This window comes from Pseudomonas sp. WC2401 (genome assembly GCF_041200115.1).
Taxonomy (GTDB): Bacteria; Pseudomonadota; Gammaproteobacteria; order Pseudomonadales; family Pseudomonadaceae; genus Aquipseudomonas; species Aquipseudomonas fragi.
Window position 1 is genome coordinate 2,277,645 of record NZ_CP165623.1, and the last position, 19,577, is coordinate 2,297,221.

General features: G+C 56.7%; 14 protein-coding genes. 11 read left to right on the top strand and 3 right to left on the bottom strand.

What is annotated here, in order from left to right; all coding sequences use genetic code 11:
- Positions 1-3: 3 nt before the first annotated feature.
- From sdhA to brnQ, 9 genes are all read left to right on the top strand, one after another.
- Entirely contained in the window at positions 4-1,779 is a 1,776-nt protein-coding gene (gene sdhA, locus AB3G35_RS10475; protein ID WP_016780168.1) for a succinate dehydrogenase flavoprotein subunit, read from the top strand.
- An 11-nt stretch (positions 1,780-1,790) separates the two neighbouring features.
- Positions 1,791-2,495 carry a succinate dehydrogenase iron-sulfur subunit gene (locus AB3G35_RS10480; RefSeq protein WP_088379389.1) on the top strand — a complete coding sequence of 235 codons (705 nt, stop codon included), beginning with the start codon at positions 1,791-1,793 and terminating at the stop codon, positions 2,493-2,495.
- A 260-nt stretch (positions 2,496-2,755) separates the two neighbouring features.
- Complete coding sequence (locus tag AB3G35_RS10485; RefSeq protein ID WP_020467780.1) at positions 2,756-5,587, top strand: 2-oxoglutarate dehydrogenase E1 component; 2,832 nt, start codon at positions 2,756-2,758, stop codon at positions 5,585-5,587.
- A gap of 41 nt (positions 5,588-5,628) precedes the next feature.
- Positions 5,629-6,849, top strand: a complete 1,221-nt coding sequence (odhB, locus tag AB3G35_RS10490; protein WP_083369842.1) for a 2-oxoglutarate dehydrogenase complex dihydrolipoyllysine-residue succinyltransferase — start codon at positions 5,629-5,631, stop codon at positions 6,847-6,849.
- 103 nt (positions 6,850-6,952) lie between these two features.
- Positions 6,953-8,389: a dihydrolipoyl dehydrogenase gene (lpdA, locus tag AB3G35_RS10495; protein ID WP_016780172.1), complete on the top strand. Its 1,437-nt coding sequence runs from the start codon at positions 6,953-6,955 to the stop codon at positions 8,387-8,389.
- A gap of 226 nt (positions 8,390-8,615) precedes the next feature.
- On the top strand, positions 8,616-9,782 hold the full coding sequence (gene sucC, locus AB3G35_RS10500) for an ADP-forming succinate--CoA ligase subunit beta (RefSeq protein WP_016780173.1): 1,167 nt from the start codon (positions 8,616-8,618) through the stop codon (positions 9,780-9,782).
- The gene (gene sucD, locus AB3G35_RS10505; RefSeq protein WP_016780174.1) at positions 9,782-10,663 is read left to right on the top strand and encodes a succinate--CoA ligase subunit alpha; all 882 of its coding nucleotides are present in this window, start codon (positions 9,782-9,784) and stop codon (positions 10,661-10,663) included. Before sucC ends, sucD begins: the two co-directional genes overlap by 1 nt.
- Positions 10,664-10,941: 278 nt before the next feature.
- Positions 10,942-11,841, top strand: coding sequence for a zeta toxin family protein (locus AB3G35_RS10510; protein WP_369782628.1), 900 nt, complete (start codon positions 10,942-10,944; stop codon positions 11,839-11,841).
- A gap of 488 nt (positions 11,842-12,329) precedes the next feature.
- Complete coding sequence (gene brnQ, locus AB3G35_RS10515; RefSeq protein ID WP_016780175.1) at positions 12,330-13,643, top strand: branched-chain amino acid transport system II carrier protein; 1,314 nt, start codon at positions 12,330-12,332, stop codon at positions 13,641-13,643.
- Positions 13,644-13,814: 171 nt separating this feature from the next.
- Here brnQ and AB3G35_RS10520 read toward each other — a convergent pair whose 3' ends face one another.
- A complete protein-coding gene (locus AB3G35_RS10520) occupies positions 13,815-14,084 on the bottom strand; it encodes a hypothetical protein (protein WP_016780176.1) in 270 nt (89 codons plus the stop codon).
- Positions 14,085-14,316: 232 nt separating this feature from the next.
- Here AB3G35_RS10520 and htpG point away from each other — a divergent pair, with 232 nt between their 5' ends.
- Both htpG and AB3G35_RS10530 read left to right on the top strand, forming a co-directional pair.
- A complete protein-coding gene (htpG, locus tag AB3G35_RS10525; RefSeq protein WP_016780177.1) occupies positions 14,317-16,221 on the top strand; it encodes a molecular chaperone HtpG in 1,905 nt (634 codons plus the stop codon).
- Between the two features lie 58 nt (positions 16,222-16,279).
- A complete protein-coding gene (locus AB3G35_RS10530; protein WP_016780178.1) occupies positions 16,280-17,008 on the top strand; it encodes a dienelactone hydrolase family protein in 729 nt (242 codons plus the stop codon).
- Positions 17,009-17,116: 108 nt separating this feature from the next.
- Here AB3G35_RS10530 and yegQ read toward each other — a convergent pair whose 3' ends face one another.
- Together yegQ and AB3G35_RS10540 are read right to left on the bottom strand one after the other, a co-directional pair.
- Positions 17,117-18,457 (bottom strand): tRNA 5-hydroxyuridine modification protein YegQ, encoded by a 1,341-nt coding sequence (yegQ, locus tag AB3G35_RS10535; protein ID WP_134051007.1) that lies wholly within the window; start codon positions 18,455-18,457, stop codon positions 17,117-17,119.
- A 73-nt stretch (positions 18,458-18,530) separates the two neighbouring features.
- Positions 18,531-19,454 carry a DMT family transporter gene (locus tag AB3G35_RS10540; protein ID WP_086796170.1) on the bottom strand — a complete coding sequence of 308 codons (924 nt, stop codon included), beginning with the start codon at positions 19,452-19,454 and terminating at the stop codon, positions 18,531-18,533.
- Positions 19,455-19,577: the final 123 nt, after the last annotated feature.

Here is a 19,577-nt window from a genome sequence, read left to right on the forward strand (position 1 = left end):
TTCATGGCTAACACAGTTAATACACTTTCGTTCGACGCCATCATTATTGGCGGCGGCGGTGCTGGCATGCGCGCTGCTCTGCAGCTGGCTCAAGGCGGTCACAAGACTGCCGTAATCACCAAGGTTTTCCCGACTCGTTCGCACACCGTATCGGCCCAGGGTGGCATTACCTGCGCGATCGCGTCTGCTGATCCAAACGATGACTGGCGCTGGCACATGTACGATACCGTCAAGGGTTCCGACTATATCGGTGACCAGGACGCTATCGAATACATGTGTTCCGTAGGCCCGGAAGCCGTGTTCGAACTCGAGCACATGGGTCTGCCGTTCTCCCGTACCGAACAGGGTCGTATCTACCAGCGTCCTTTCGGCGGTCAGTCCAAGGACTTCGGCAAGGGCGGCCAGGCTGCGCGTACTTGCGCTGCAGCCGACCGTACCGGTCACGCACTGTTGCACACCCTGTACCAGGCCAACCTCAAGGCCGGCACTGTATTCCTGAACGAATACTACGGTGTCGATCTGGTTAAAAACGAGGCTGGCGATTTCGTCGGCATGATCGTTATCTGCATCGAAACCGGTGAGACCTCCTACGTTCGCGCTAACGCGACCGTACTGGCGACTGGCGGTGCGGGCCGTATCTACTCGTCCACTACCAACGCATTGATCAACACCGGCGACGGTATTGGCATGGCGCTGCGTGCTGGCGTGCCGGTACAGGACATCGAAATGTGGCAGTTCCACCCGACCGGTATTGCCGGCGCCGGTGTACTGGTTACCGAAGGTTGCCGTGGTGAAGGTGGATACCTGATCAACAAGCACGGCGAGCGTTTCATGGAGCGTTATGCTCCGAACGCCAAAGACCTTGCCGGTCGTGACGTAGTAGCTCGCTCGATGGTTAAGGAAATCATCGCGGGCAACGGTTGCGGTCCTGACGGCGACCACGTAATGCTGAAACTCGATCACCTCGGTGAAGAAGTTCTGCACAGCCGCCTGCCAGGTATCTGCGAACTGTCGAAAACGTTCGCACACGTTGACCCGGTACTGGCTCCGGTTCCGGTTGTTCCGACTTGCCACTATATGATGGGCGGCGTTGCCACCAACATTCATGGCCAGGCGATCACCCAGGACGCCGACGGCAACGACCAGATCATCCCTGGCCTGTTTGCAGTGGGTGAAGTGGCTTGTGTATCCGTACACGGTGCCAACCGTCTGGGCGGCAACTCGCTGCTCGACCTGGTGGTATTCGGTCGTGCTGCCGGCCTGTTCCTTGAGCAGACCCTGAAAGAAGGCGTTGATTACGCCCGTCCACGCCAGTCCGACATCGACGCTGCCCTGGCACGTCTGGACGGCCTGAACTCGCGTACCGACGGCGAAGACGTGGCTACCCTGCGTAAAGAGCTGCAAAGCTGCATGCAGAACTACTTCGGTGTATTCCGTACCGGCGAATACATGCAGAAGGGTATTGCCCAGCTGGCTGACCTGCGCAAGCGCATCGCCAACGTGAAAATCAACGATAAGAGCCAGGCGTTCAACACGGCCCGTATCGAAGCCCTTGAGCTGCAAAACCTGCTCGAAGTGGCTGAAGCGACTGCAATCGCTGCTGAAGTTCGTAAGGAATCGCGCGGTGCTCACGCCCGTGAAGACTTCGAAGATCGTGACGACGTTAACTGGCTGTGCCACACCCTGTACTTCCCGGGTGACAAGCGCGTAGCCAAGCGTGCGGTGAACTTCTCGCCGAAAACCGTTCCGACCTTCGAACCTATGGTTCGGACTTACTAAGGGTGGCCGATATGTTGAAAGTCAGTGTTTATCGTTACAACCCTGATCAGGACGCCGCTCCGTTCATGCAGGAATTCGAGGTCAATACCAACGGTAAAGACCTGATGGTGCTGGACGTACTGGCCCTGATCAAAGAGCAGGACGAGGGTTTCTCCTATCGTCGCTCTTGCCGTGAGGGCGTTTGCGGCTCCGACGGCATGAACATCAACGGCAAGAACGGCCTGGCGTGTGTAACGCCGCTGTCCGCTGTCGTTAAAGGCAACAAGCTGATCGTTCGTCCTCTGCCAGGTTTGCCGGTTATCCGTGACCTGGTCGTCGATATGAGCATCTTCTACAAGCAATACGAGAAAGTTAAGCCGTTCCTGCAGAACGACACGCCGGCTCCGGCCATCGAGCGTCTGCAATCGCCAGAAGAGCGTGAAAAGCTCGACGGTCTGTACGAGTGCATCCTGTGCGCTTGCTGCTCGACCTCGTGCCCGTCCTTCTGGTGGAACCCGGACAAGTTCCTGGGCCCTGCTGCACTGCTGCAAGCCTATCGTTTCCTGGCTGACAGCCGTGACACCCGGACCAGCGAGCGCCTGGCTTCACTGGATGACCCGTTCAGCGTATTCCGCTGCCGCGGGATCATGAACTGCGTAAACGTGTGTCCGAAGGGCCTGAACCCGACTAAGGCCATCGGTCACGTGCGTAGCATGCTGCTGCAAAGCGGCGTGTGATCCAAAGCAGTACCGCAGCACCGCTGTAACCGTAGATGCTACGGCGCAGGCTTCAACCGGCGCCGTAGTTATAACCTGAGCAACAGCTCATAAAGCTGCGGCTCTTATTTTGAAGAAATGAGACCAGCAGGGGCATCCGGGCTGGTACCCGGACTATCAGCGTGATCCTAAGTGGCTTGTTTTAGTCGCTGTATTCGGACTTTCTCAAGCATGCTCTGGTGTTCTCGTCGATGGTGTCCCCTAACCGAGGGTGACCAAGCATGCAAGAAAGCGTGATGCAGCGCATGTGGAACAGCGGCTATCTTTCAGGTGGTAACGCTGCCTATGTGGAAGAGCTCTATGAGCTCTACCTGCACGACCCTAACGCTGTGCCAGAAGAATGGCGCACCAAATTTCAGACGTTGCCTGTTGAAGGCAACTCTGCCAACGATGTTTCGCACTCCACAATCCGCGACCATTTCGTGCTGCTGGCAAAGAACCAGCGCCGCGCTCAACCGGTTTCTGCCGGGAGCGTGAGCAGTGAGCACGAGAAGAAGCAGGTTGAAGTGCTGCGATTGATCCAGGCCTATCGGATGCGCGGCCACCAGGCAGCCCAGCTTGATCCGCTGGGGCTGTGGCAGCGTCCTGCACCTGCAGACCTGTCGATCAATCATTACGGCTTGACCAATGCCGATCTTGATACGACCTTCCGTGCCGGCGACCTGTATATCGGCAAAGAGGAAGCGAGCCTACGCGAAATTCTCGAAGCGTTGCAGCAGACATATTGCCGCACCATTGGCGCAGAGTTCACGCACATCGTCGATTCCGAGCAGCGCCACTGGTTTGAACAGCGCCTCGAAAGCGTACGCGGCCGCCCGACGTACTCGGCTGAAGTCAAAAGCCATCTGCTTGAGCGCGTGACTGCTGCTGAAGGTCTGGAAAAGTATCTGGGTACCAAATACCCGGGCACCAAGCGTTTCGGCCTGGAAGGCGGCGAGAGCCTGATTCCTTTGCTGGACGAGCTGATCCAGCGTTCGGGCAACTACGGCACCAAGGAAATCGTTATCGGCATGGCCCACCGTGGTCGCCTGAACGTATTGGTGAACACCTTCGGCAAAAACCCGCGCGAGTTGTTCGACGAGTTCGAAGGCAAGAAAAAAATCGAGTTGGGTTCCGGTGACGTTAAATACCACCAGGGCTTCTCCTCCAACGTCATGACTGCCGGTGGTGAAGTTCACCTGGCAATGGCGTTTAACCCGTCCCACCTGGAAATCGTTTCTCCAGTGGTTGAGGGGTCTGTACGTGCTCGCCAGGACCGTCGTAACGACAGCACCGGCGAAAAGGTACTGCCAATTTCCATCCACGGTGATGCTGCATTCGCAGGTCAGGGCGTGGTCATGGAAACCTTCCAGATGTCGCAGACCCGCGGCTTCAAGACTGGCGGTACGGTTCACCTGGTGATTAACAACCAGGTCGGCTTCACCATCAGCAACCCGGAAGACTCCCGTTCTACCGAGTACTGCACTGACGTTGCGAAAATGATCCAGGCGCCGATCCTCCATGTAAATGGTGATGATCCGGAAGCCGTATTGTTCGTGACCCAGCTGGCTATCGACTACCGCATGCAGTTCAAGCGTGACGTCGTGATCGACCTGTTCTGCTACCGCCGTCGCGGTCACAACGAGGCCGACGAGCCAAACGGTACCCAGCCGCTGATGTATCAGCAAATCGCCAAGCAGCGCACTACCCGTGAACTGTATGCCGAGCGTCTGACGCAAGAGAAAGTGGTTGACGCAGAGCGCGTTCAGGCCAAGATCGACGAATACCGCAACGCGCTGGACAACGGCCTGCATGTTGTGAAAAGTCTGGTCAAGGAACCGAACAAAGAGCTGTTCGTAGACTGGCGCCCATACCTGGGTCACGCCTGGACTGCCCGCCACGACACCCGTTTTGATCTGAAAACCCTGCAAGAACTGTCCGCCAAGCTGCTGGAAATTCCGGAAGGCTTCGTGGTTCAGCGCCAGGTTGCGAAGATCTACGAAGATCGTCAAAAAATGCAAGCCGGCGGCCTGCCGATCAACTGGGGTTATGCCGAAACCATGGCATACGCAACCCTGCAGTTCGAAGGTCACCCGATTCGCATGACCGGTCAGGACATCGGCCGCGGTACGTTCTCGCACCGTCACGCCGTGTTGCACAACCAGAAAGATGCTGGCACCTATATTCCTCTCAAGCACCTGTTCGAGGGTCAGCCACGCTTTGACCTGTACGACTCGTTGCTGTCCGAAGAAGCGGTATTGGCGTTCGAATACGGCTACTCGACCACCACGCCAAACGCGCTGGTGATCTGGGAAGCCCAGTTCGGCGACTTCGCCAACGGCGCCCAGGTTGTAATCGACCAGTTCATCACCAGCGGTGAGCACAAGTGGGGCCGTCTGTGCGGTCTGACCATGCTGCTGCCACACGGTTATGAAGGTCAGGGCCCGGAGCACTCCTCTGCACGTCTTGAGCGTTACCTGCAATTGTGTGCCGAGCACAACATTCAGGTGTGCGTACCGACTACTCCGGCACAGATCTACCATCTGCTGCGCCGTCAGGTTATCCGTCCGCTGCGCAAGCCGCTGATCGTCCTGACACCGAAGTCGTTGCTGCGTCACAAACTGGCAATCTCGACCCTGGAAGATCTGGCCGAAGGTTCGTTCCAGACCGTTATTCCGGAAATCGATGCACAGGATCCGGCCAACGTCGGTCGCATCGTTCTGTGTAGCGGCAAGGTCTACTACGACCTGTTGGAAAAACGCCGTGCCGAAGGTCGTGATGACATCGCCATCGTGCGTCTTGAGCAGCTGTACCCGTTCCCTGAGGACGACTTGATTGAAGTCCTGGCTCCGTACAAAAACGCCAAGCATATTGTCTGGTGTCAGGAAGAGCCGATGAACCAGGGTGCCTGGTACTGCAGCCAGCATCACATGCGCCGCATCATCAGCGGTCACGACAAGTCTCTCGTACTCGAGTACGCGGGCCGTGACGCTTCTGCTGCACCTGCTTGTGGTTACGCATCGATGCACGCTGAGCAACAGGCAAAACTGTTGCAAGACGCGTTCACTGTTTAACGCCTTCGCGCACTGAAACCGAATTTAAGGAACCAAAGAACATGGCTATCGAGATCAAAGCCCCAACATTTCCGGAATCGGTTGCCGATGGCACCGTTGCCACCTGGCACAAGCAACCGGGCGACGCTGTAAAGCGCGACGACCTGATCGTTGATATCGAAACCGACAAGGTAGTGCTGGAAGTACTGGCCACTGCTGACGGCGTGCTGGGCGCTATCGTCAAGAACGAAGGCGACACCGTTCTGTCCGACGAAGTGCTGGGCTCCATCGTTGAAGGTGGCGCTGCTGCTGCCGCCCCTGCGGCTGCCGCTGCACCGGCTGCCCAGGCTGCTGCTCCTGCTGCCGATGGTGAAGACGATCCTGTTGCCGCACCTGCTGCGCGCAAGATCGCTGAAGAAAACGGTATCAACATCGCTTCCGTTGCCGGTACTGGCAAAGGCGGTCGTGTGACCAAGGAAGACGTAGTTGCCGCTGTAGCTGCCAAAAAAGCCGCTCCTGCTGCTGCGCCGGCCAAGGCCGCTGCACCTGCTGCTGCCGCTCCGGTATTCGCTGCTGGCGACCGCGTAGAAAAACGCGTTCCGATGACCCGCGTTCGTGCCACCGTGGCCAAGCGTCTGGTTGAAGCGCAGTCGAACATGGCGATGCTGACCACTTTTAACGAAGTGGACATGACTGAAATCATGGCACTGCGTTCGAAGTACAAGGACCTGTTCGAGAAGTCCCACAACGGCGTACGCCTGGGCTTCATGTCGTTCTTCGTGAAAGCAGCTACCGAAGCACTGAAACGCTTCCCGGCCGTTAACGCCTCGATCGACGGTTCCGACATTGTTTACCACGGCTTCGCCGATATCGGTGTAGCTGTTTCCAGCGACCGTGGTCTGGTGGTTCCGGTTCTGCGTAACGCCGAACTGATGAGCCTGGCTGAAATCGAAGGCGGCATCGCTGCCTACGGTAAAAAAGCCCGTGACGGCAAACTGTCGATCGACGAAATGACCGGTGGTACTTTCACTATCACCAACGGTGGTACTTTCGGTTCGATGATGTCGACCCCGATCGTTAACCCGCCGCAAGCCGCGATCCTGGGCATGCACAACATCCTTCAGCGTCCAATGGCAGTCAACGGTCAGGTAGTTATCCGTCCGATGATGTATTTGGCTCTGTCTTACGATCACCGCTTGATCGATGGCAAAGAAGCTGTAAGTTTCCTGGTAGCAATCAAAAACCTGCTGGAAGACCCGGCTCGTCTGCTGCTGGATATCTAATAGAAGCGGCTGCAAGTTTCAGGGCCAGGCTGCGGGAAAAGCAGTCTGGCTTTGGCTTGCAGCTTGCTGCTGACAGCTTGTAGCTAATAGAGGATCTATTTTCATGTCTCAGAAATTTGACGTTGTAGTGATTGGTGCGGGCCCTGGCGGCTACGTTGCAGCCATCAAGGCCGCGCAACTGGGCCTTTCGACTGCTTGCATCGAAAAATACACCGACAAGGAAGGCAAACTGGCGCTGGGCGGTACTTGCCTGAACGTTGGCTGCATTCCATCCAAGGCGCTGCTGGACAGCTCCTGGAAGTATCACGAAGCCAAGGATGCGTTCGCCATCCACGGCATCACCACCGGTGAAGTGAAGATGGACGTTGCTGCGATGGTTGGCCGTAAAGCCAACATCGTTAAAGGTCTGACTTCCGGCGTTGCGACCCTGTTCAAGGCCAACGGCGTGACTTCCCTGCAAGGCCACGGCAAGCTGCTGGCCGGCAAGCGTGTTGAACTGACCAAGCCTGACGGCAGCGTTGAAATCATCGAAGCCGAGAACGTGATTCTGGCTTCGGGTTCGCGTCCGATCGACATTCCACCTGCACCTGTCGACAACAACGTGATTGTTGATTCGACCGGCGCCCTGGAATTCCAGTCCGTGCCAAAACGTCTGGGCGTTATCGGCGCTGGCGTGATCGGTCTGGAACTGGGTTCGGTATGGTCCCGTCTGGGCGCTGAAGTGACTGTCCTGGAAGCCCTGGACACCTTCTTGATGGCTGCTGACGCTGCCGTTTCGAAAGAAGCCTACAAAACCCTGACCAAACAAGGTCTGGACATCAAGCTGGGCGCTCGCGTGACCGGTTCCAAGGTTAACGGCGAAGAAGTCGTTGTGACCTACACCGACGCCAACGGCGAACAGACCATCACCTTCGACAAGCTGATCGTAGCCGTAGGTCGCCGTCCGGTGACTACCGAGTTGCTGGCAGCTGACAGCGGCGTGACCATCGACGAGCGCGGTTTCGTGTTTGTTGACGATCATTGCGCAACCAGCGTACCGGGCGTATTCGCCATTGGTGACGTGGTTCGCGGCATGATGCTGGCACACAAGGCTTCGGAAGAAGGCATCATGGTTGTCGAGCGCATCAAAGGTCACAAGACCGAGATGAACTACGACCTGATTCCATCGGTTATTTACACTCACCCGGAGATCGCGTGGGTCGGTAAAACCGAGCAGGCCTTGAAAGCTGAAGGCGTTGAGGTTAACGTCGGCACCTTCCCGTTCGCAGCCAGTGGCCGTGCCATGGCAGCAAACGACACCGGTGGCTTTGTCAAAGTCATTGCTGATGCCAAAACTGACCGCGTACTGGGCGTCCACGTGATTGGCCCGAGCGCTGCAGAGCTGGTACAGCAGGGCGCAATCGGTATGGAATTCGGCACCAGTGCCGAGGATCTGGGCATGATGGTTTTCTCCCATCCAACCCTGTCCGAAGCGTTGCATGAAGCAGCGCTGGCAGTGAATGGCGGCGCCATCCACATTGCCAACCGTAAGAAACGTTAAGACCAGACAATAAGAAACCACGGCGGTTTGCCCGTCGTGAGCCTTGCTAGCAAGCCTCACCGCGGAACTTCCGCCGGACGCAGTCTTGTTTTGTTTTAACCGGGCCCGGCTCCGCTCACGCGGGTGTCGGGTTTGTTGAAACAGTACAAGCAGCAGTCACAGGTGGTGCGGCACTAATAATAGTGCAGCGCCGAATGCGCAGTACCTAACGAAGACGGTAAAAAGCATGAATCTTCACGAGTATCAGGGTAAGCAGCTGTTCGCTGAATACGGCCTGCCAGTATCCAAGGGTTATGCAGTAGACACCCCGGAAGCAGCCGCAGAAGCTTGCGACAAGATCGGCGGGACCGAATGGGTTGTAAAAGCCCAGGTTCACGCAGGTGGTCGCGGTAAAGCGGGCGGCGTTAAGCTGGTTCGCAGCAAAGAAGACGCTAAAGCATTCGCACAACAGTGGTTGGGCAAGCGTCTGGTGACTTACCAGACTGACGCCAATGGTCAGCCGGTCACCAAGATCCTGGTTGAGTCGTGCACTGATATCGCTAAAGAGCTGTACCTGGGCGCTGTCGTTGACCGTTCGAGCCGCCGCATCGTGTTCATGGCTTCCACCGAAGGTGGCGTGGACATCGAGAAAATCGCTCACGACACTCCAGAAAAAATTCTGAAAGCAACTATCGATCCACTGGTTGGCGCACAGCCATTCCAGGGTCGCGAGTTGGCTTTCCAGCTGGGCCTGGAAGGCAAGCAAGTTGCTCAGTTCGCCAAGATCTTCGTAGGTCTGGCCAAGCTGTTCAAGGATCACGATCTGGCCCTGCTGGAAGTGAACCCGCTGGTTATCAAGACTGACGGCGATCTGCACTGCCTCGATGCAAAAATCAACATCGACGCAAACGCCATGTACCGTCAGCCTAAGCTGAAAACTTTCCACGATCCGTCGCAAGACGATCCGCGCGAAGCGCACGCTGCCAAGTTCGAACTGAACTACGTAGCGCTGGAAGGCAACATCGGCTGCATGGTTAACGGCGCTGGTCTGGCCATGGGCACCATGGACATCGTTAACCTGCATGGCGGCAAGCCAGCCAACTTCCTCGACGTTGGCGGCGGTGCTACCAAAGAACGCGTTACCGAAGCGTTCAAGATCATCCTGTCCGACAGCAATGTCGCAGCAGTGCTGGTTAACATCTTCGGCGGCATCGTTCGTTGCGACATGATTGCCGAAGGCATCATCGGTGCAGTGAAAGAAGTCGGCGTGAAAATCCCGGTAGTTGTGCGCCTTGAAGGCAACAACGCTGATCTGGGCGCTAAAGTACTGGCAGAAAGCGGCTTGAACATCATCGCTGCTACCAGCTTGACCGACGCTGCTCAACAAGTTGTTAAAGCTGCGGAGGGCAAGTAATGAGCGTCCTGATCAATAAAGACACCAAAGTTATCTGCCAGGGCATCACAGGTTCCCAGGGTAGCTTCCACACCCAGCAAGCCATCGAATACGGCACCAAGATGGTGGGTGGCGTTACTCCGGGCAAAGGCGGCACCACTCACCTGGACCTGCCTGTTTTCAACACCGTGAAAGAAGCTGTAGCTGCCACTGGCGCAACCGCCAGCGTTATCTACGTACCGGCTCCTTTCTGCAAGGATTCCATCCTTGAAGCAGCGTTCGGCGGCATCAAGCTGATCGTTTGCATCACCGAAGGCATTCCTACCCTGGACATGCTGGACGCTAAAGTTAAGTGCGACGAACTGGGTGTTACCCTGATCGGCCCTAACTGCCCAGGCGTTATCACCCCGGGCGAATGCAAGATCGGCATCATGCCAGGTCACATTCACTTGCCAGGCAAAGTAGGCATCGTGTCGCGTTCCGGCACCCTGACTTACGAAGCCGTCAAGCAAACCACTGACGCCGGTTTCGGCCAGTCGACTTGCGTAGGCATCGGTGGTGACCCGATCCCGGGTTCCAACTTCATCGACATCTTGAAGTTGTTCCAGGAAGACCCGAAGACCGAAGCGATCGTCATGATCGGTGAGATCGGCGGTTCGGCTGAAGAAGAAGCGGCTGCCTACATCAAGGCAAACGTGACCAAGCCGGTTGTTTCCTACATCGCTGGTGTGACTGCCCCTGCAGGCAAGCGCATGGGCCATGCTGGCGCAATCATCTCTGGCGGCAAGGGTACTGCAGACGAGAAGTTTGCTGCCCTGGAAGACGCAGGCGTTAAAACCGTGCGTTCGCTGGCAGACATCGGCAAGGCTCTGTCCGAGCTGACTGGCTGGGCAATCAAATAAGCCATTGGCTTAGCTGACTGTTACACCAGGCAAAGGCCACCTTAGGGTGGCCTTTGTGCGTTTTGGCTGTTGGAGTTTCGTTGTCAAACACCTATGCATGGCTTCAGGTCGAAACAATTAACTTTATAGTTGATCCTGTACTCTTTACTGGCGCGGGAAAAACATAATGCGAGAGGGTGTTGCTGAAATATCCGCATGTATATTGGTTTTTTCAGTTTCTTGACTGGTTATTTATGGAGAATGAAAATCTTAACTTCTCAACTAATGGAAGTTAAAACATGAAAGGCGTTTTTTCAGGAATGGTCGGCGTGCAAAAGTCCTCCAGTTTTCATGAGCTTCGGCAAGTCCAAGTGTCTTCAGATCCCAGAAAAATAGAGTCATTGGGCAGTGAGGATAAACTCAAACTATTACAGACTGTTATAAAAGAATTAGCGGCCACTGCAACTTCTCAGAAAAACCCTGCGGCCCATATTGTCACCGGTCAGATGGGCGCTGGAAAATCAACGGCGATAAACTGTCTTTCAGCACAGTTTAAAGGTAACTGTGTGATCGTCGATTACGATGATCTGAAACGTTTTGTCCCTGGCTACGCTGAGGCGGCGCGGGCGGGTTATCCTGGCACTGTGCCCGGCAGCAAGGAGATAGCCCGCTATCTGGAGGAGGGTCTGCAAAAGCATGGGCTCGAAAACAGGCTCAACATGGTCATCCAGAAATCCATCAATAGTAGAAATCATGAAGTGCTGGCGGCAGCCAAAGCGTCCAAAGAACATGGTTACCGTGTATCCCTTAATATCCTGGCAGTTGATAAGGCCACCAGTACGATGGGTGTATTCTCACGGTATGAGTCTGGTCTGAAAGACATCAATGAACATAATGACTCGCGGGATGGTGCCAGAAGAACACCCATGGATTATCATGATGATGCGTATGTCAGTACCTCGAACCCCGAACGATACGAAAGCCTTGTGCCTGAACTGGATGAAGTTGTAGTTAGTGGCAGGGCGGGTGAGGTTTATTATCATGGAACGACTGATATATCACCTGACAAAATCGTCGCGGCTATTGAGCAGGGGAGGAAGAGTGGAAAGTTCGAACCCGTTCCATTGTTCGAGAAGCTGTCGTCACTTGTTTCGTTTAATTCGCAGTTCGCCAATCCAGAGCTAAGAGATAAAAAATAACTGATGGGCCATCGCCTGTCAGATACTAAACCCGCTTGACTGCGACGCTGCTCAAGTGTGGGAGCGGGCTTGCTCGCGATGGCTTCAGAGCGCCGTATTTATTCGGTAAATATGGGGCATCGTTAAAGACCATCGTGAGCAAGCCCGCTCCCACAGAGGCAAAAATCACTTAAGTGAACAATATTGCACCTTAGGGTGGCCTTCGTGCCTACCCCATCGCGGCAGCACCAACGCTGCAAAACCACATCAAATCAATTTTCGATGTCATCCAGGCGACAACTGCGTTCGTTCATCGGACAGTCCGCCCTCTAACAGTGCGTTGTAGGAAAAAACTCGGTAATCTTGCCGGCATTCCGCTGTTCTGCGTGCGCATCCCAAAAGGAAGCCACGCGCTAGACGGGTTGGTCTTATACGGATCGACAGCATTTCCCACATCCGCACGGGAAATTCCCCTCTAAATCCCGATTCAGTAGTGTGGTATTTCCGTAATGAAAGTATTGAAAGGCCAGGACATCCTGGCACTTGGGTTTATGACCTTTGCCCTGTTCGTTGGGGCTGGCAACATCATTTTCCCGCCAATCGTTGGCCTGCAAGCCGGACCTAACGTCTGGATGGCCGCATTGGGCTTCCTGATCACCGCAGTCGGCCTGCCGGTAGTCACCGTTATTGCCCTGGCCAAGGTCGGCGGCGGCATGGATGCACTGAGCAGCCCTATCGGCAAGATCGCCGGCGGCCTGCTGGCGGCTGTGGCCTATCTGGCTGTTGGCCCGCTGTTCGCAACCCCGCGTACCGCCACCGTGTCTTTCGAAGTGGGCCTGGCCCCCTTGACCGGTGAAAGCCCGCTGGCGCTGTTTCTGTACAGCTCGGTGTACTTCCTGATCGTGTTCTTTGTGTCGCTGTACCCGGGTCGCTTGCTGGACACGGTAGGGCGCTTTCTCGCCCCGCTGAAAATCATCGCCCTGGCCATTCTCGGCATTGCTGCCGTTGCCTTGCCTGCGGGTGATGTCGGCGTTGCAACCCCGGAATACGTTGCCGCACCGTTCTCCCAGGGCTTTATCAATGGTTACCTGACCATGGATACCCTGGGCGCACTGGTGTTCGGCATCGTGATCGTGAACGCCATCCGTTCCCGTGGCGTCGAGTCGCCCAAGCTGATCACCCGTTACGCCATCATCGCCGGTTTGATCGCCGGTGTCGGCCTAGCGCTGGTGTACATCAGCCTGTTCCGCCTGGGTGCCGGCAGCCATGAAGTGGCAGCAGGCGCAACCAATGGCGCGGCGGTACTGCATGCCTATGTACAGCACACTTTCGGTTCGCTGGGCAGCGGTTTCCTGGCCGTGCTGATCGCTCTGGCCTGCCTGGTAACGGCCGTTGGCCTGACCTGTGCCTGCGCTGAATACTTCAGCACCGTATTGCCACTGTCCTACAAGACGCTGGTGATCATCCTTGCGCTGTTTTCGCTGGCTGTGTCGAACCTTGGCTTGACCCAGTTGATCGCGTTCTCCATCCCGGTGCTGACGGCGATCTACCCGCCGTGCATCGTGCTGGTGGCCTTGAGCTTCTGCAAAGGCTTGTGGAATGCCCAGGCGCGGATCGTGGGTCCGGTGATGCTGGTGTCGTTCTTCTTTGGCTCGATCGATGCGCTTAAAGGCGCTGGCATGGGCGACTGGATTCCAGCCCAATTGGCCAATATGCCCTTTAGCGAACAGGGCCTGGCCTGGTTGGTGCCGTGTCTTGTGACCTTGCTGGGCGCAGTGATTTGTGACCGCCTGCTGGGCAAACGAGTTGAAGCAATGGCGTAATTGCCCGGTCCGCCAAAAGCGTTGCCGAGTCAATAAAAAAGCCCTGCATCTTAATGGATGCAGGGCTTTTTTAATGGCCGTGTATTTATACATGCCATCAGTCGCCATTAACGTTCAGATACAACAAAGCCCGCACTTGGCGGGCTTGGTTTTATTACGCAGAAAGTGGTGTTACTTGCTTTCTGGAGTTGCCGCAGGTGCAACCGGGGCAGTCTGGCCGGCTTCTTCAGCAGCGGCTTTATTGGACTCGGCTTGTGCTTTTGCAGCTTCGGCGTTTTCTTTGGCCGCGTCGTTCACTTTGTCTTGTGCTTCAGACATTTTTTCTTGAGCTTGCTCAGAGTGCTGAGCAGCATCCTGGGCTTTGTCTTCGGATTTTTTATCGCAGGCCGCCAGGCCAAGCGAAGCAGCGAGCATCAAGGCAACAGCAAAAGTATTACGCATGGGGTGTTTCTCCTTGTGAGTAGATCTACGGGGCGTTTGAGCATGGGCTGATCGCTTAAGTTCCATGCTCGAACACATATATAAGTAAAGCAGCATGGGCTGAAACTACTGGTAAAAACTTGAGCGTCTCCATCAGGCCTTGAAATTTGCAGCGCTGGCCCCAACTTTCAACTCATCCCGCCGCTAACCCTCACGGGCGTGGCCACTGCCATCCAATCGGAGTTTGATAACAATGAGCGTGGAAACTCAAAAAGAAACCCTGGGCTTCCAGACCGAGGTCAAGCAACTGCTGCACCTCATGATCCATTCGCTGTACTCCAACAAGGAAATTTTCCTTCGCGAACTGATCTCGAACGCCTCTGATGCTGTCGACAAATTACGTTTTGAAGCACTGTCCAAGCCAGATCTGCTGGAGGGCGGTGCCGAGCTTAAAATCCGTGTGAGCTTCGACAAGGACGCCAACACCGTCACCCTCGAAGACAACGGTATCGGCATGAACCGTGACGACGTGATCACCCACCTGGGTACGATCGCCAAGTCCGGCACTGCCGACTTCATGAAAAACCTCACCGGCGACCAGAAAAAAGATTCGCACCTGATCGGTCAGTTCGGCGTGGGCTTCTACTCGGCCTTTATCGTTGCCGACAAGGTTGATGTGTACAGCCGCCGTGCCGGTACCCCGGCAAGCGAAGGCGTGCACTGGTCTTCGAAAGGCGAGGGCGAGTTTGAAGTGGCCACCGTCGAGAAGGCCGACCGCGGCACCAAGATCGTGCTGCATCTCAAGCCCGGCGAATCCGAATTCGCTGACGGCTGGCGCCTGCGCAACATCATCAAGAAGTACTCCGACCATATCGCCTTGCCGATAGAGCTGCCTAAAGAGCAGACCGTGGCCGAAGGCGAAGAGGCACCTGCACTGGAATGGGAAACCGTTAACCGTGCCAGTGCCCTGTGGACCCGTCCTCGCACTGAAGTTAAGGACGAGGAATATCAGGAGTTCTACAAGCACATCGCCCATGACTACGAGAACCCGCTGGCCTGGAGCCACAACAAGGTTGAAGGCAAGCTTGAATACAGCTCGCTGCTGTATGTGCCGGCCCGTGCACCGTTTGATCTGTACCAGCGTGAAGCGCCTAAAGGCCTGAAGCTGTATGTACAGCGTGTATTCGTCATGGATCAGGCCGAGTCCTTCCTGCCGCTGTACCTGCGCTTTATCAAGGGCGTGATCGACTCCAACGACCTGTCGCTGAACGTGTCGCGGGAAATCCTGCAGAAAGACCCGATCATCGACTCGATGAAGACGGCGCTGACCAAGCGTGTCCTCGACATGCTGGAAAAACTGGCGAAGAACGAGCCGGAGAAATACCAGGGCTTCTGGAAAAACTTCGGTCAGGTGATGAAAGAAGGCCCGGCCGAAGATTTCGCCAACAAAGAGAAAATCGCCGGTCTGCTGCGTTTTGCTTCGACCCACGGCGACGACGGCGAACAAAATGTTTCGTTGACCGACTACCTGGCCCGTGCCAAGGAAGGTCAGGACAAGATTTACTACCTGACTGGCGAAACCTACGCGCAGGTTAAAAACAGTCCGCACCTCGAAGTCTTCCGCAAGAAAGGCATTGAAGTGCTGCTGCTGACCGACCGCATCGACGAGTGGCTGATGAGCTACCTCAGCGACTTCGACGGCAAGAGCTTTGTCGACGTGGCCCGTGGTGACCTCGATCTGGGCAACCTGGACTCGGAAGAGGACAAGAAAGCCGCAGAAGAAGTGGCCAAGGCCAAAGAAGGTCTGGTTGAGCGCATCAAGGCTGCCTTGGGTGAAAGCGTCAGCGAAGTGCGCGTATCGCATCGTCTGACCGACTCGCCGGCGATCCTGGCCATCGGTGAGCAGGACCTGGGCATGCAAATGCGTCAGATCCTCGAAGCCAGCGGTCAGAAAGTGCCTGAGTCCAAGCCGATCTTCGAGTTCAACCCGGCTCACCCGCTGATCGAGAAACTCGATGCCGAGCAGAGCGAAGAGCGTTTTGGCGACCTGTCGCACATCCTCTTCGACCAGGCAGCCCTGGCAGCCGGTGACAGTTTGAAAGACCCTGCGGCCTATGTCCGTCGGCTAAACAAATTGTTAGTAGAGTTGTCGGTCTAACCGCGCTATAAAAACCCGCTTCGGCGGGTTTTTTTTGTTTCAAATTCAGGAGTTTTTGATGAAATCCATTTCGGTCAGCTCTGTGGCTTATCAAATCGACGGCCAACCTTACGAAGGCCGTCTGGCCTTTGATCCGAGCCGTGAAGACCCGTTGCCGGGTTTGCTGATGGCGCCCAACTGGATGGGCATCAGCGCGGGCGCCGAAGAGATTGCCAAATCGGTGGCAGAGCAGGGCTATGTGGTATTGATCGCGGATTTGTACGGGCAGGGCACCCGGCCCGGCAACGCCGACGAGGCGGGGGCGGCAATGATGCCGCTCAAGAATGACCGTGCCTTGCTGCGCAAGCGTATGTGGGCTGCTTATGACATGCTGAAAAATCAGGGCCTGGCCCAGGTCGACAGCAACAAGCTGGCAACCTTTGGTTTCTGTTTTGGCGGTTGCTGTTCACTGGAACTGGCACGCAGCGGTGCGCCGTTGCAAGCTGCGGTGTCCTTCCACGGCACGCTGGACACACCTAACCCTATCGATGCCCAGAGCATCAAGGGTGCGGTACTGGTGTTGCACGGCGCGTCTGACCCGTTGGTACCCAACGAGCAGCTGCCCGCGTTCGAGGCGGAGATGAACGCGGCGGGTGTGGACTGGCAACTGACCAGCTACGGCGGCGCAGTGCATTCGTTCACCGACCCCCACGCCAACGTGCCGGGCAAGATGATGTACGACGCCAAAACGGCGGGTCGGGCGTTTACCGCCATGCATAACTTGCTGGATGAAGTGTTTCGCGATTAATCGCAATCACGACAGTCTGTGGGAGCGGGCTTGCTCGCGATGCTGACGGCTCGGTCTGTCAGACAAAACCGGGCGATGCTATCGCGAGCAAGCCCGCTCCCACAGTGGTCACGCCGAACGTTCCATCACCTCGCTCACCGTCAAATCCCGCATCAATAACCCGTAGTTCAAGTCCACCTGTTCGGGGATTGGCAGGTACACCGTGTGGCCATCACCCGGCGCCACTTGGGTCGGCAAGCCTGCACTGTTAAGCAAACGTTCCAGATCAAAGTGATAGTTGCCGTGGGGTGTCATCAGCTCCAGATGATCGCCCAAAGCAAATCGGTTTTTCACTTTGACTTCGGCCAGGCCATTGCGTCGTTCGCCGGTCAATTCCCCGACAAACTGCTGGCGATGGGACAACGAGCTGCCATGCAGGTAGTTCTGGTATTCATCGTGGACATGGCGGCGCAAGAACCCTTCGGTATAGCCGCGCTGGGCCAGGGACTCAAGATCGGTCATCAGGCTGCGGTCAAACTCACGACCCGCCACCGCATCATCGATGGCCTTGCGATACACCTGGGTGGCCCGTGCGCAGTAAAAGTGCGACTTGGTGCGGCCCTCGATCTTCAGCGAATGCACGCCCATTTCCGCCAGCCGCGCTACATGCTGTACAGCACGCAGATCCTTGGAGTTCATGATGTAAGTACCGTGTTCGTCCTCGAACGCGGTCATCGGTTCATCGGCACGGTTGGCTTCGTTCAGTACAAACACTTCGTCAGTCGGCGAGCCCACGCCCAGGGTTGGCTCGACCACATTGACGATATTGCCCAGTTCGTTTTCCGTGGCCGGTTTGGCGTCGTATTTCCAGCGGCAGGCATTGGTGCAGCTGCCCTGATTGGCATCGCGCTTGTTCATGTAGCCGGACAACAGACAGCGCCCTGAGTAGGCCATGCACAGCGCGCCATGGACGAAAATTTCCAGTTCCATGTCGGGTACATGCTGGCGAATCTCTTCGATTTCTTCCAGCGACAGCTCGCGCGACAGGATGATGCGGCTCAGACCTTGCTGGCGCCAGAATTCGACACTGGCCCAGTTGACCGTATTGGCCTGCACCGACAAATGAATCGGCACATGGGGGAAGTTTTTGCGCACCAGCATGATCAGCCCCGGGTCGGACATGATCAGCGCATCCGGGTTCATGGCTACCACCGGCTCCAAATCCTTGAGGAAGGTGCGCAGCTTGGCGTTGTGCGGGGCTATATTGACCACCACGTAAAAACGCTTGCCCTGGGCCTGGGCCTCTTTGATGCCAATAGCCAGGTTGGCGTGGTCGAATTCGTTGTTGCGAACCCGCAAGCTGTAGCGCGGTTGGCCTGCGTACACCGCGTCGGCGCCATAGGCAAAGGCGTAACGCATGTTTTTCAGGGTGCCGGCAGGGGCGAGGAGTTCGGGCGGAGCAAGGCGCATAGTCGGTTCGTTCGCAAAAAGGCGCGATGGTAGTCGAGCCTCAATGCGCGATTATTGATCTGGATCTATGCAATCAGCTTGAGGCTTCGATCTTGCGTGGCCACGTCAGCAAGACGATCCCCGCCACCACAATCAGGCTACCGATGATTTGCCCGCTGCTGAGCAACTGGTCCAGGATCAGCCAGCCAAACAGCAGACTCGCCACCGGTTCGACGTTCATCACAGGTGCGTTGCGGGCCATGTTCAGGCGGGTCATGCAGATAAACAGCAGGCAAAAACCCAGGCCATAGAGCACCACCAGGCAGGCGAGGGCGGCCCAGCCGGTGGAGGAGCCGGGCAGGGACACACCACCTGGCAGCACGCCGCTGAGCCCGGCCACGGTCGCGGCGCTGAATACGATCAACATGGTCAGCATGCTGCGCACGGTGCCGCGCAGGCCCGACAGCTTGTGGTCGGTGATCCACAGCGCGCAGGCAAACACGCAGGCGGCGCCGAAGCCGAACAGAATCCCTTCGAGCCATTGCGTTTCGCTGCCGCCCTGGCTGGACAGGCGCTCGGGCACGTCGAGGGCGAAGATCAGGCCGAACATGATCAACCCCATCAACAGTGCGGCCCGCCGGGTCGGTGCCGACCCGCCCAGGGCCCAGGTCAGCAGCACCAGCAGGATCGGCGCCATGTTGCCGATCAGCAGCGCCAGGGCCACGGGAATGCGGGCCACGGCCGAATAGATAAAGAAGCTTTGCGCCGCGATCAACAACCCCAGCAGCAGCTGCCAGCGCCAATTGGCGGGGGTTAACCGGGGGCGTTCGCGTTGCCACAGTACCAGGCTGGTCAGCACCAGCAGGGTCACGCCGGCGCGGCACAGAATCGCCAGCAACAGCCCGGTGTCGTGGTCGAAGGCAATGCGCGCGGCGATATGATTGCCCGCAAATGCGCAGGCCAGCAGTACCAGGATCAATACCGCGATATGGCGGGGGAACAATGCAGGAGCAGACATAAGCAACCAGCCTCCTTGGCTGGAAATAGAGCCGCTGAAATACCCCTGTGGGAGCGGGCTTGCTCGCGATGGGGTCGCCTCGTTATTTCAGATACACCGAGGTGACGGCATCGCGGGCAAGCC